We start from the raw sequence: 12,259 nt of genomic DNA, 5'->3' as shown, positions 1-12,259 counted from the left end.
ACTCGAACCCCTGTTACCGCCGTGAAAGGGCGGTGTCCTAGGCCACTAGACGAAGGGGACACGCTACAAGCATTACTGCCTGCTTTCACTCCCTGCCGCGTTCCGCTGTGTGCTTTACGCTGCAAGTGGCGCGCATTCTATGGATGCCTTGAAAGGTCGTCAACCCTTTTCTAGAAATTTATTTAAATCAATGACTTCGCTCTCTATATAGGCTGCTCGAAAGGTGCGTCCAAGGATTGGCGTTGATTTTCTGGCGGGCTGAACGCAAAGTGCCATCACTGGAGAAATCCGGCGACGAGCCGACACAGAGTCACGTGGCGCCCTGGCTGGCCTGTTCGCTACACTCTCAATGTAAAACTTCCTGATGAGGCGTTAACGGTGACACCACTTCTGATCACACTGCTCATCGTTGCGGGTATCGCGTTGCTGATCGTGATCGGCTACCTCAACAACGTGGTCGAGAACAGCAAACTGGAGCGCGCGCGGCTGAAGATCGAACTCGCCGACCGCGTACGCCGCTGTGGCGAAATCACCGAGACCTTCCCCGGCCAGTTCATGACCCCGGCGCTCAAGCTGTTGCTCACGCGCCTGGAGCTCAACCTCGATCAGCGGCAACTGGCGCTGGACAAGAACAATGCCGAACTCAAAGCACGCATCGCCGAACTGGAAGGCCTGGTTGCCCAAGGCGAGCGAATCCCGGTGAACAACCCGCCCACCCCGATCCTGACCGAGGCCAAAGCCAAGGATGTGCGCTTCTTGCTGGAGGCTTTGCACACGCAGATCGTCAAGGCCACCCAGGAGAACGTCCTGCAAACGACCGAGGGCAAGCATTGGGTAAAGGAGATTCGCCACCTGCTGGTGCTGCTGCACATCGAGTTCTTCAACAACCTGGGCCAGCAGGCGTTGCAGCAAGAGCAGCCAGGCCAGGCGCGCCTGGCGTTCGAGCGCGGTGTGCAGTATTTGCGCAAACAGCCTGAACCCAAGGTGTATGAAGAGCAGCTGACCTACCTGGAGAAACTGCTGGCCCGGGCCAATGCCCAGGTGCTGGACCAGATGGAGCCGGCCGAGAATGACGAAAACGCACTGACCCAAGGGCTCAAGACAGACCAGGAAGAAACCTGGAAAAAGCGGGTCATCTACGATTGATGTGAACAACGCCGGCAAGCCACAGATACAGCGCAGCCCCTGTAGGAGCCGGCTTGCCGGCGATGGGCTGCGCAGCAGCCCTGATAACGCAGGCTAGCAGTCGGTCAACTCCAGGAAGACCGCCGCCAGCCGCTCCAGCCCCCGCTGGTCCGCGTCACTGAAGCGCGCCAGCTTCGGGCTGTCCAAATCGAGCACACCAATCAGCCTGCCCTCCTTCACCAGCGGAATCACCAACTCACTATTGGATGCGCTGTCACAGGCAATATGCCCCGGGAAGGCGTGCACGTCTTCCACCCGCTGGGTCTGCCGAGTGGCCGCCGCCGCACCGCACACGCCGCGGCTGAACGGAATGCGCACACAAGCCACCTGGCCCTGGAACGGGCCCAGCACCAGCTCTTCATTACGGTTGAGGTAGAACCCGGCCCAGTTCAGGTCGTCCACCTGGTTGTACAAAAACGCCGAAAACTGCGCGGCATTGGCGATGAAGTCACGCTCGTCGGCGAACAGCGCCTGCACTTGCGCAGCCAGCAGGTCATAGCCGTCGAGGCCGGCGCCACTGGCATTGAGGTCGATCATTTATTTCTGCTCCAACAATTGCAGCCCCACCCAATAACGGGCGAACTGGTAGGCACAACGGCCATTACGGTTGCCGCGGCCGGTAGCCCAGCGCACGGCGAGGATGTCGAGTGCTTCGTCACGCTGCCAGGCCAGGCCGGCAGAGCGCGCCAGCTGGCCAATCCAGTGCTCGACCACATCGAGGAAATGCTCCTGGGTGAAGGGGTAAAACGACAGCCACAGGCCAAAACGGTCGGACAAGGCGATCTTGTCTTCCACCGCCTCGCTGGGGTGCAGTTCGCCGTCGACGCGCTTCCAGTTTTCGTTGTCACTCTCTTTTTCCGGCACCAGGTGGCGGCGGTTGGAGGTGGCGTACAACAACACGTTGTCCGGCGCCTGTTCCAGCGAGCCGTCGAGCACGCTCTTGAGCACCCGGTAGTCGCCCTCCCCGGCTTCGAACGACAGGTCGTCGCAGAACAGGACGAAGCGTTGCGGCAGCTTCTGCAGTTGCTCGACCACACGCGGCAAATCAGCCAGATGGTCACGCTCGATCTCGATCAGGCGCAGGCCGGCTGCGGCGTGCTCGGCCAGCAGCGCGCGCACCAGCGACGATTTGCCGGTGCCACGCGAGCCCCACAGCAGCGCATGGTTGGCCGGCAGGCCATTGATGAACTGATGGGTATTGCGGCCCAGCTGGTCACGTTGCTTGTCGACGCCGATCAGGTCGGTCAGGCGGATGTCCAGGCTCACTTGCAGCGGCATCAAGTAGCCGGTACGGCCATCGCGCTGCCAGCGGGCGGCCAGCGTAGTATTCCAGTCGATGTCCGCACGCGGTGCCGGCAACAGCGGCTCAAGGCGCGCCAGCACGGACTCTGCGCGTTCCAGAAAAGCATTCAAGCGGGCGTCCATGACGACTCCTAGCAAGACAGGTGAGATTTGAAGCTGAATGTGCGACAGGCCCACCAGCAGCCGTGGCTGATCGGCTATGCTTGCGCAGCGCAAGGGACGTGAAACCGGCTCGGGGCTCATGGATATCAAGTTCACCAATCGCCTGTCATACAAGCAAGCCCGGTTGACAGTCCTGGTCGGCTTCATCCTGGGAACATTGCTCAGTCTCATCCAGATCGGCATCGATTATGCCAGCGAAGACGCATCCATCAACCGTGAAGTGCAAGCATTGCTGCAAATCAGCCACAACCCGGCCTCGCGCATCGCCTATAACATCGACTCGGAACTGGCCCTGGAACTGACCCGGGGCCTGCTGCAGTCACCGGCCGTGTTCCGCGCGCGCTTGATCGACAACAACGAAACCGTACTGGCCGATGTCGAACGCGTCCGGCTGCAGGACAGCTACCGGCCCTTGAGCGATTTTCTGTTCGGCGAACAGCGCCAGTTCCAGGAGCGCCTGTTCCTTACCCATATGCCCGAAGAGTACCTCGGCACGCTGTACCTGGACGTCGACACCTTCGCCTTCGGCAGCCGCTTCCTGGACCGCGCCGGGGTCACGCTGCTCAACGGCTTTGCCCGCAGCCTGGTGCTCACCGGCATCCTCCTGGCACTGTTCTACATGATGCTGACCAAACCCTTGGTGAAAGTGATCGGCGCACTCAGCGGCCGCGACCCCCGCCACCCCGGGCAAACCCGCCTTGATTGCCCTCCCGGCCACGAACTCGATGAAATCGGCGTGCTGGTAAAGGTCGCCAACCAGCAACTGGTCAGCATGGCTACAGAAATCCAGCAACGGCGCACCGCCGAAAACCGCCTGACCCAGTACCTCAACGAGCTGGAAGACATCGTTTCAGCCCGCACCGAAGAGCTCAAGGCCAGTAACAGCCGCCTCAGCCAGTCCAACCAGGAGCTGGAGCAAGCCCGTCAGCGCGCCCTGGATATGGCCCAGGCCCGAGCGGCGTTCCTGGCCAACATGAGCCATGAAATTCGCACCCCGCTCAACGGCATGCTCGGCATGATCGCCCTGGCCCTGGACAGCCCGCTGGAGAGTGAGCAGCGCCAGCAGCTGTCGATTGCACACGACTCGGGCAAGGTGCTGGTGGAACTGCTCAACGATATTCTCGACCTGTCCAAGTTCGATGCCGGGCAGCTTGAACTCGAACGCATCCCCTTTGACCTGGGCGCGATGGTGGAGGACACCGCCAACCTGTTATCGCAGAACGCCGCGCAAAGCGTCGAGCTGACCTGCCTGATCGCCAGTGACTTCCCAAGTTCGGTACTGGGCGACCCGACCCGGGTACGCCAGGTAGTGAGCAACTTGCTGTCCAATGCCCTCAAGTTCACCCGGTTCGGCCGCGTCGACGTGTGCCTGACCACCATCGTCGGCGGCGTGCGCCTGGCAGTGCGCGACACCGGCATCGGCATTGCCGAAGATGCACAGGCACGCATCTTCCAGCCGTTCACACAGGCCGGCGCCGGCATTACCCGCCAATATGGCGGCACGGGCCTGGGCCTGGCACTGACCCGCAACCTGTGCAAAGCCATGCAGGGCCACCTGCACATCCGCTCCGAACCAGGTTTGGGCAGCTGCTTCAGCGCCGAATTACCGCTGACCACCCACACCGAGGCCATTGCACCTGCGCCGCTGGAGGGCCGCGTGGTGGCGCTGAGCAACGCCGCCAGCGGCCTTGGCGAACTGCTGCAGGACGTGCTGCCGCGCTGGGGCCTGAGCTACTCAAGGCATGACAGTGCCCAGGCACTGGCGGGCGCCACCATCGACCTGTTGATCACCGACGACCTGGACCACTTGTTCCAGCTGCGCCCTGCGCTGACAGCACCGATCCTGCTGGTGACGGCCTACGGCAATTTCCTGTCGCCAGAACAGGCAGCGCAACTGGCCCCGTTGCATCAGCTGGCCCGCCCCCTGGCACGCAATGCCTTGTATCAGACGCTGCGCCGCACCCTGCAGGGCCATGCACCCGAACACCCGCTGGCCATCCCCGCACTCACCGCCACCGACGGCCGGGCGCGCATTCTGCTGGTGGAGGACAACCCGGTGAACCAACTGGTGGCCAAGGGCATGCTGGCCAAGCTCGGCTGCCTGGTGCAGGTGGCCACCCAGGGCGTCGAGGCGCTGGAATGGCTCGAGCAGGAAGACTTCGACCTGGTGTTGATGGACTGCAACATGCCGGTGATGGACGGCTACGAGGCCAGCCGACGCATCCGCCAGAGCGGCCGCTGGCCAGCACTGCCGATCGTTGCCCTGACCGCCAACGCCATGCCCGAAGAGCGCGAGCGCTGCCGGGCGGCGGGCATGAACGACTACCTGGCCAAGCCGTTCCGGCGCGAAGAACTACTGGCGCTGATCGACCACTGGGTGCCGCTCAGCGGCTGAGCAGGCGCTCGATATCGGCCTCGAGTGCCTGCGGCTTGGTGGTTGGCGCATAGCGCGTGACCTTGCCGCTGGCCGGTTCGAACAAAAACTTGGTGAAATTCCACTTGATCTTCTGCGACCCGAGCAGGCCTGGCGCACGCTGCTTGAGCTCGACGAACAGCGGGTGGGCCCCCGGGCCGTTGACCTCGACCTTGCGAAACAGCGGGAAACTCACGCCGAAATTACGCTCGCAGAACTGCGCGATCTCCCGCGCCTCCCCCGGCTCCTGCTTGCCGAACTGGTTGCACGGGAAACCCAGCACCACCAGGCCACGCTCGCGGTAAAGCTGCCACAGGTGCTCCAGCCCCTTGTACTGCGGGGTGAAGCCGCACTGGCTGGCGGTATTGACCACCAGCAGCGCCTTGCCCGCAAAGTCGCCCAGCACCTTGCGTTCACCGGCCAAGGTCACGCAGGGGATGTCCAGCATCGATTCAGCCATGGTCAGGCTCCGTCACGCGGTTTGAAGTCCAGGCACACCGAGTTGATGCAGTAACGCAGGCCGGTCGGTGGCGGGCCGTCGGGGAACACATGGCCCAGGTGGGCGTCACATTGCGCGCAGGTCACCTCGGTGCGGATCATGCCGTGGGAGGTGTCGCGCGTCTCGATCATCGCGCTGTCTTCGATCGGCGCGTAAAAACTCGGCCAGCCACAGCCAGAATCGAATTTCGTGTTCGAATCGAACAGCGGCAGGTCGCAGCAGATGCAATGGTAGGTACCCGCACGCTTTTCGCTGTTGTACTTGCCGGTAAACGGCCGCTCGGTACCTTTGAGGCGGCACACCTGGTACTGCTCCGGGTCGAGCATCGCACGCCATTGTTCAAGGGTTTTGTCGATCTTTTGCATGTAGGGACCTCGGCAGGCTGAATTTCACCTCGCGCCGTCTTTTCCGTAGCGCGGGTGGCACGTATATTAGTTGGCTTCGTGTGCAAGGCCTCAAGTCTGGCACCCGCGCCCCGCCCTTTCAAACCTTTCGACGGCGGCGCACCGCGTATTCTCAATCGGGATCACATCATGCAGTTCAGCAAATCGAACAAGCTCGCCAATGTCTGCTACGACATTCGCGGCCCGGTGCTCAAGCACGCCAAACGCCTGGAAGAGGAAGGCCACCGCATCCTCAAGCTGAACATCGGCAACCCGGCGCCTTTTGGCTTCGAAGCGCCGGACGAAATCCTCCAGGATGTGATCCGCAACCTGCCCACCGCCCAAGGCTACAGCGACTCCAAAGGCCTGTTCAGCGCGCGCAAGGCGGTGATGCAGTACTGCCAGCAGAAGGAAATCGAAGGCGTCACCATCGAGGACATCTACCTGGGCAATGGTGTGTCCGAGCTGATCGTCATGTCGATGCAGGCACTGCTCAACAACGGCGACGAAGTGCTGATCCCGGCCCCCGACTACCCGCTGTGGACCGCCGCGGTGAGCCTGGCTGGCGGCAAGCCGGTGCATTACCTGTGCGACGAGCAGGCCGACTGGTTCCCTGACCTTGAAGACATCAAGGCCAAGATCACCCCGAATACCAAGGCCCTGGTCATCATCAACCCGAACAACCCGACCGGCGCCGTCTATTCCAAAGCGTTGCTGCTGGGCATGCTGGAGCTGGCACGCCAGCACAACCTGGTGGTGTTCTCCGACGAGATCTACGACAAGATCCTCTATGACGAGGCCGTGCACATCAGCACCGCGTCGCTGGCCCCGGACCTGCTGTGCCTGACCTTCAACGGCCTGTCCAAGTCGTACCGGGTGGCGGGCTTCCGCTCCGGCTGGCTGATCATCTCCGGGCCCAAGCACCACGCCCAGAGCTACATCGAAGGCATCGACATGCTGGCCAACATGCGCCTGTGCGCCAACGTGCCGGCCCAGCACGCCATCCAGACTGCGCTGGGCGGCTATCAGAGCATCAATGACCTGGTGCTGCCGCCGGGCCGGCTGCTGGAGCAGCGCAACCGCACCTATGAGCTGCTCAATGACATCCCAGGGGTGAGCTGCGTCAAGCCGATGGGTGCGCTGTATGCCTTCCCGCGGATCGACCCTAAAGTCTGCCCGATCCTCAACGACGAGAAGTTCGCGCTCGACCTGCTGCTGTCGGAAAAACTGCTGATCGTTCAGGGCACGGCGTTCAACTGGCCGTGGCCGGACCACTTCCGCGTGGTGACCTTGCCGCGGGTAGATGACCTGGAAGCGGCGATTGGCCGGATTGGCAACTTCCTGCGCACGTATTCGCAGTAAGTACCGGCCTCATCGCCGGCAAGCCGGCTACCACAGAACAGCACAAGTCCTCAGAACTGTGGTGTACCTGTGGGAGCCGGCTTGCCGGCGATTGGGCTGCAAAGCAGCCCCCTACAACCCCACATAACCTTTCTTACATCCTGCAACGCTCTAGCTCAATGCCCCCGCCAGATCCTCTGCCATACTCCGCCGTACACAGTTTGAAATAGTCCCCCGATTGAATCAGCGCGTCCGGCCCCTTATATACCCCGCATACGCAACACACTCATCCGTCAGGAGAACGTAACAACCATGATGCGCATTCTGTTGTTTGTAGCCACCAACCTTGCGGTGGTGCTGGTTGCAAGCATTACCCTGAGCCTGTTCGGCTTCGACGGGTTCATGGCCGCCAACGGGGTTGACCTCAACCTCAGCAGCCTGCTGGTCTTCTGCGCCGTGTTCGGCTTCGCCGGCTCCCTCGTTTCGCTGTTCATCTCCAAGTGGATGGCGAAGATGAGTACCGGCACCCAGATCATCTCCCAGCCGCGTACCCGCCACGAGCAGTGGCTGCTGCAGACGGTAGAAGAGCTGTCCCGCGAAGCCGGCATCAAGATGCCCGAAGTGGGTATCTTCCCGGCCTACGAGGCCAACGCCTTCGCCACCGGCTGGAACCGCAACGACGCATTGGTAGCCGTGTCCCAGGGCCTGCTGGAGCGCTTCTCGCCTGATGAAGTGCGCGCCGTGCTGGCCCACGAGATCGGCCACGTGGCCAACGGTGACATGGTCACCCTGGCGCTGGTGCAGGGCGTGGTGAACACCTTCGTGATGTTCTTCGCCCGCATCATCGGCAACTTCGTCGACAAGGTGATCTTCAAGAACGAAGAAGGCCAGGGCATTGCCTACTACGTGGCGACCATCGTCGCCGAGCTGGTCCTGGGCATCCTCGCCAGCATGATCGTCATGTGGTTCTCGCGCCGCCGCGAATACCGCGCCGACGAAGCCGGTGCGCAACTGGCCGGCACCGCCGCGATGATCGGCGCCCTGCAGCGCCTGCGCGTCGAGCAAGGCCTGCCGGTGCACATGCCCGACACCATGAAGGCCTTCGGCATCAATGGCGGCCTCAAGCACGGCCTAGCCGGCCTGCTGATGAGCCACCCGCCGCTGGAAGAGCGCATCGAGGCATTGCGCCGCCGCGGCTGATTCTCTGCCAACAAGCAAGGGCGACTTCGGTCGCCCTTTCTCATGCAGCCGGCCCGCACATGTAAATCAAAAATCCTCAGAACTGCGGGGGTATCTGTGGGGCCGGCTTGCCGGCGATAGGGCCGGCACAGGCAAACCCACATCAGAACCGTACGCGATACACCCGCTCCACCAGGCATTTGACCCCCGCCTGCAAGAACTTAGGGCTTTCCCCTATCACGTCTCGCGCCTCCACCTCCTCCACCTGCCACCCGGCAAACCCACGCCGCACTTCCTCGTCGGCGACCGAAAACGGCGGCCCCTCCAACAGTTTCTGCTCGTAGTCCAAAGTCACCAGAAGCCCACTACCCCCAGGCAGCATTCGCGAAAGCAAGCCCATGTAACGCTCACGCATTTGCGGTGGCAGGGCAATCAGGGCAGCCCGGTCATACAGCCCTACACAATCGGCCACATCCTCGGCGCGCAAGGCGAAGAAATCGCCACACCACAGCTCCACCTCACCACTGCACCAGACCTCGAACGCCCCCTGTTGCCGGACCTGCGCCTGCAGCCCCTGCTCCTGGAAAAAGTCCTCCACCGCCCGGCGCGACAGTTCGATACCCCGCACGCGATAGCCCTGCCCCGCCAGCCAGGCCAGGTCCAGGCTCTTGCCACACAGCGGCACCAGCACCCGGCTACCGGCAGCCAGGCCGAGCCCCGGCCAATAGCGTTGCAGATAGGGGTTGGCTTGAGCCTGGTGAAAACCGATCTGGTTATCGGCCCACTTTCGATGCCAGAACGCCGGCTCCATAGTTCCTCCTGGTTTTTAGATCGGTTGCGCAAAAATCTTATATTGGATATCGATCGGTGACTGATCGAAGATGACTGCATCTTACCCCTCAGGACCCTACCATGCTGCCCAGCCTGTTCATTTCCCACGGCTCCCCCATGCTCGCCCTGCAACCCGGCGCCAGCGGACCGGCACTGGCCCGGCTGGCCAATGCCCTGCCACGCCCGAAGGCGGTCGTGGTGGTTTCGGCGCACTGGGAAAGCCAAGAGCTGCTGGTGACCGGCAACCCGCACCCAGAAACCTGGCATGACTTCTACGGCTTTCCTGCAGCGCTGTATGCCGTCCAGTACCCTGCGCCTGGCCATGCGCTACTGGCCGCGAACGTCAGCGAGCGGCTGAACGCCGCCGGCCTGCCGGCTCGCCTGGATGCCCAGCGGCCATTCGACCATGGGGCCTGGGTGCCGATGTCGTTGATGTATCCCGACGCAAACATTGCGCTGATTCAGGTGTCGCTACCGAGCCACATGGGGCCGGCGCTGCAAATCAAGGTCGGCCAGGCATTGGCCGGGCTGCGCAGCGAGGGTGTGTTGCTGGTGGGGTCCGGGAGCATCACCCATAACCTGGGCGAGCTGGACTGGCATGCCGGGCCGGACGTGATCGAGCCCTGGGCACTGGCGTTTCGTGACTGGGTGGTGGAGAAGCTGAGCGAGGACGACCAGGCCGCGCTGCTGGACTTCAAGCAACAAGCGCCGTTTGCGCTGCGTAACCATCCCAGTGATGAGCATTTCTTGCCGTTGTTCTTTGCCCTTGGGGCCGGGGGCAGATTTGGCATCGTGCACCAAGGGTTTACCCTGGGGGCGCTGGGTATGGACATCTATCGCTTCGACTGAAGAATCGCCCGTAGCGGCCTTGCGTCGCGAAGGGCTGCATGGCAGCCCCAAAAACTGCAGGCAAAAAAAATCCCCGACCTAAGCCGGGGATTTTTTCATTACACCAGGATCAATCTTCGCGGTAGCGACGCAGCTTCAGCTGCTTGCCAGCCACGCGGGTGTCCTTGAGCTTGGTCAGCAGGCGCTCGAGGCCGTCTTCCGGCAGCTCGACCAGGCTGAAGCTGTCACGCACCTGGATGCGACCGATCGCATCACGGGCCAGGCCACCTTCGTTGAGGATCGCACCCAGCAGGTTCTTGGCGGCGATACCATCACGGGCACCCAGCGCGGTACGGCAACGCACGCGGCCTTCGGCCAGCGGCAGTGGCGCACGACGCTCGCGCTCACCACGGTCGCTACGCTCGGCACGGTCACCACGCTCCGGGCGCTCACCGCGCGGTGCGAAGCTTGGTACCAGCGGCTGCTCGCGCTCTACCGCTGCCAGGTCCAGCGCCTGGCCATTGGTGGCCTTGCGCAGCAGTGCTGCAGACAGGGCACGCGGGCTGCAACCCAGGGCGTCGGTCAGGCGGTCGAACAGTTCGCCGTGGGTGGCTTCTGCTTCGGCTACCAGCGGCGCCAGGCTCGAGGTCAGCTTCTTGATGCGCGCATCCAGCACGGCCTGAGCGTTCGGCAGGCGCGCTTCGGCAACCTTTTGCCCGGTAACGCGCTCGATGACCTGCAGCATGCGGCGCTCACGCGGGGTGACCAGCAGCAGTGCACGGCCTTCGCGACCGGCACGGCCGGTACGGCCGATACGGTGCACGTAGGACTCCGGGTCGTACGGCATGTCCACGTTGAACACGTGGGTGATGCGCGGTACGTCCAGACCACGGGCAGCGACGTCAGTGGCGACGACGATGTCCAGGCGGCCATCCTTGAGCGAGTCGATGACGCGCTCACGCTGGTTCTGGGCGATGTCGCCGTTCAGCGCAGCAGCCTTGTAGCCTTTGGCTTCCAGCGCGGCGGCCAGGTCCAGGGTGGCTTGCTTGGTACGCACGAAGGCGATCAGCGCGTCGAACTCTTCCACTTCCAGCAAACGCAGAACAGCCGGGATCTTCTGGTCGGCATGCACCATCAGGTGAGCCTGGTCGATCGCGGTGACGGTCTGGGTCTTGCTCTGGATCTTGACGTGCTTGGGTTCACGCAGGTGACGTTCGGCGATCGAGCGGATCGACGACGGCAGGGTAGCGGAGAACAGTACGGTCTGACGGCTGGCCGGGATGGCATCGAAGATCACTTCGAGGTCATCCATGAAGCCCAGCTTGAGCATTTCGTCGGCTTCGTCCAGCACCAGGTACTGCACGGTGGACAGGACTTTCTCGTCGCGACGCAGGTGGTCGCACAGACGGCCCGGGGTGGCCACGACGATTTGCGCGCCGTTGCGAATGGCACGCAGCTGTGGGCCCATCGGGGCACCACCGTATACAGCCACCACGTTAACGCCCGGCATCTGCTTGGCGTAGGTTTCGAAAGCGGTGGCTACTTGCAGCGCCAACTCACGGGTTGGCGCCAGGATCAGGGCTTGCGGTTCGCGCTTGCTCACGTCGATCTTGTTGAGGATCGGCAGGGCGAAGGCAGCGGTCTTGCCGGTGCCAGTCTGCGCCTGGCCGATCATGTCGTGACCGGCGAGGATGATCGGGATCGATTGATGCTGAATAGCCGAAGGCTCTTCGTAGCCGGTGGCCAGAACAGCGGCAACGATATTCGGATTGAGATCGAGAGCGGCGAATCCGCCGGTTTCCTGGGTCATGGGTCTGCCTCTATGTGCATCCGCAAAGACCCATGCTCCAAAGCTGCACATGCCTTGAAAGACCAAATGGTCACCCAGGCAGCTCTGGCGGCGGGGATTTGCGAAAACGATTGAAAAAGAAAAACTTGGGAAGGTCCGCCTAGCGGACGTGCAGCCGAAGCTGGACTCGGAGGATTTGCACCACCTGATTTTGAGGTCCGCTAAAAGACCGGCGCGTACTATACCCGAATTAATAGCGGGAAGTGTGGAAAATTTTCACGGGCCTGGGGCCAGTACGAGGCCATCAATGGCCGATAGCTGAAACGATTATCTCTCAAAGCCTGGCA

General features: G+C 62.5%; 10 protein-coding genes and 1 pseudogene. 5 read left to right on the top strand and 6 right to left on the bottom strand.

Features of this window, described 5'->3' with window-relative positions; all coding sequences use genetic code 11:
- Positions 1–378 precede the first annotated feature (378 nt).
- Positions 379–1,146, top strand: coding sequence for a hypothetical protein (locus BLX42_RS07650; protein WP_046786585.1), 768 nt, complete (start codon positions 379–381; stop codon positions 1,144–1,146).
- 93 nt (positions 1,147–1,239) lie between these two features.
- Here the strand turns inward: BLX42_RS07650 and BLX42_RS07645 are convergent, their stop codons facing one another.
- Both BLX42_RS07645 and BLX42_RS07640 read right to left on the bottom strand, forming a co-directional pair.
- Positions 1,240–1,722 (bottom strand): GAF domain-containing protein, encoded by a 483-nt coding sequence (locus BLX42_RS07645; RefSeq protein ID WP_161871490.1) that lies wholly within the window; start codon positions 1,720–1,722, stop codon positions 1,240–1,242.
- Positions 1,723–2,610, bottom strand: coding sequence for an ATP-binding protein (locus BLX42_RS07640; protein ID WP_046786587.1), 888 nt, complete (start codon positions 2,608–2,610; stop codon positions 1,723–1,725).
- 76 nt (positions 2,611–2,686) lie between these two features.
- Here BLX42_RS07640 and BLX42_RS07635 point away from each other — a divergent pair, with 76 nt between their 5' ends.
- Positions 2,687–5,044, top strand: a complete 2,358-nt coding sequence (locus BLX42_RS07635; protein WP_161871489.1) for a response regulator — start codon at positions 2,687–2,689, stop codon at positions 5,042–5,044.
- Here BLX42_RS07635 and BLX42_RS07630 read toward each other — a convergent pair.
- Together BLX42_RS07630 and msrB are read right to left on the bottom strand one after the other, a co-directional pair.
- Positions 5,034–5,522 carry a glutathione peroxidase gene (locus BLX42_RS07630; RefSeq protein ID WP_046786589.1) on the bottom strand — a complete coding sequence of 163 codons (489 nt, stop codon included), beginning with the start codon at positions 5,520–5,522 and terminating at the stop codon, positions 5,034–5,036. The genes BLX42_RS07635 and BLX42_RS07630 overlap by 11 nt on opposite strands.
- A gap of 2 nt (positions 5,523–5,524) precedes the next feature.
- Entirely contained in the window at positions 5,525–5,926 is a 402-nt protein-coding gene (gene msrB / locus BLX42_RS07625) for a peptide-methionine (R)-S-oxide reductase MsrB (protein ID WP_046786590.1), read from the bottom strand.
- Between the two features lie 168 nt (positions 5,927–6,094).
- Here msrB and BLX42_RS07620 point away from each other — a divergent pair, with 168 nt between their 5' ends.
- Both BLX42_RS07620 and htpX read left to right on the top strand, forming a co-directional pair.
- Positions 6,095–7,306: a pyridoxal phosphate-dependent aminotransferase gene (locus BLX42_RS07620; RefSeq protein WP_060508805.1), complete on the top strand. Its 1,212-nt coding sequence runs from the start codon at positions 6,095–6,097 to the stop codon at positions 7,304–7,306.
- Positions 7,307–7,597: 291 nt separating this feature from the next.
- Entirely contained in the window at positions 7,598–8,485 is an 888-nt protein-coding gene (gene htpX, locus BLX42_RS07615; RefSeq protein WP_115275592.1) for a protease HtpX, read from the top strand.
- Positions 8,486–8,627: 142 nt separating this feature from the next.
- On the opposite strand, the gene BLX42_RS07610 is transcribed toward htpX, so the two are convergent.
- On the bottom strand, positions 8,628–9,275 hold the full coding sequence (locus tag BLX42_RS07610; protein WP_161871488.1) for a thiopurine S-methyltransferase: 648 nt from the start codon (positions 9,273–9,275) through the stop codon (positions 8,628–8,630).
- A 101-nt stretch (positions 9,276–9,376) separates the two neighbouring features.
- On the opposite strand from BLX42_RS07610, the gene BLX42_RS07605 reads away from it, so the two are divergent.
- Positions 9,377–10,144, top strand: a complete 768-nt coding sequence (locus tag BLX42_RS07605) for a class III extradiol ring-cleavage dioxygenase (protein WP_161871487.1) — start codon at positions 9,377–9,379, stop codon at positions 10,142–10,144.
- A gap of 109 nt (positions 10,145–10,253) precedes the next feature.
- Here the strand turns inward: BLX42_RS07605 and BLX42_RS07600 are convergent.
- A pseudogene (locus tag BLX42_RS07600) lies at positions 10,254–11,967 on the bottom strand (DEAD/DEAH box helicase).
- Positions 11,968–12,259: the final 292 nt, after the last annotated feature.

It is taken from the genome of Pseudomonas sp. SG-MS2, assembly GCF_009933855.1.
GTDB lineage: Bacteria > Pseudomonadota > Gammaproteobacteria > Pseudomonadales > Pseudomonadaceae > Aquipseudomonas > Aquipseudomonas putida_E.
This window is presented reverse-complemented; position numbering and strand designations above follow the sequence as displayed.

What these genes read in the sequence shown, in the direction of transcription:
- BLX42_RS07620 (WP_060508805.1), top strand. Translation starts at nt 6,095, where the DNA reads ATGCAGTTCAGCAAATCGAACAAGCTCGCCAATGTCTGCTACGACATT.
- BLX42_RS07645 (WP_161871490.1), bottom strand. Translation starts at nt 1,722, where the DNA reads ATGATCGACCTCAATGCCAGTGGCGCCGGCCTCGACGGCTATGACCTG.
- BLX42_RS07630 (WP_046786589.1), bottom strand. Translation starts at nt 5,522, where the DNA reads ATGGCTGAATCGATGCTGGACATCCCCTGCGTGACCTTGGCCGGTGAA.
- BLX42_RS07610 (WP_161871488.1), bottom strand. Translation starts at nt 9,275, where the DNA reads ATGGAGCCGGCGTTCTGGCATCGAAAGTGGGCCGATAACCAGATCGGT.
- BLX42_RS07640 (WP_046786587.1), bottom strand. Translation starts at nt 2,610, where the DNA reads ATGGACGCCCGCTTGAATGCTTTTCTGGAACGCGCAGAGTCCGTGCTG.
- htpX (WP_115275592.1), top strand. Translation starts at nt 7,598, where the DNA reads ATGATGCGCATTCTGTTGTTTGTAGCCACCAACCTTGCGGTGGTGCTG.
- BLX42_RS07635 (WP_161871489.1), top strand. Translation starts at nt 2,687, where the DNA reads ATGCTTGCGCAGCGCAAGGGACGTGAAACCGGCTCGGGGCTCATGGAT.
- msrB (WP_046786590.1), bottom strand. Translation starts at nt 5,926, where the DNA reads ATGCAAAAGATCGACAAAACCCTTGAACAATGGCGTGCGATGCTCGAC.
- BLX42_RS07605 (WP_161871487.1), top strand. Translation starts at nt 9,377, where the DNA reads ATGCTGCCCAGCCTGTTCATTTCCCACGGCTCCCCCATGCTCGCCCTG.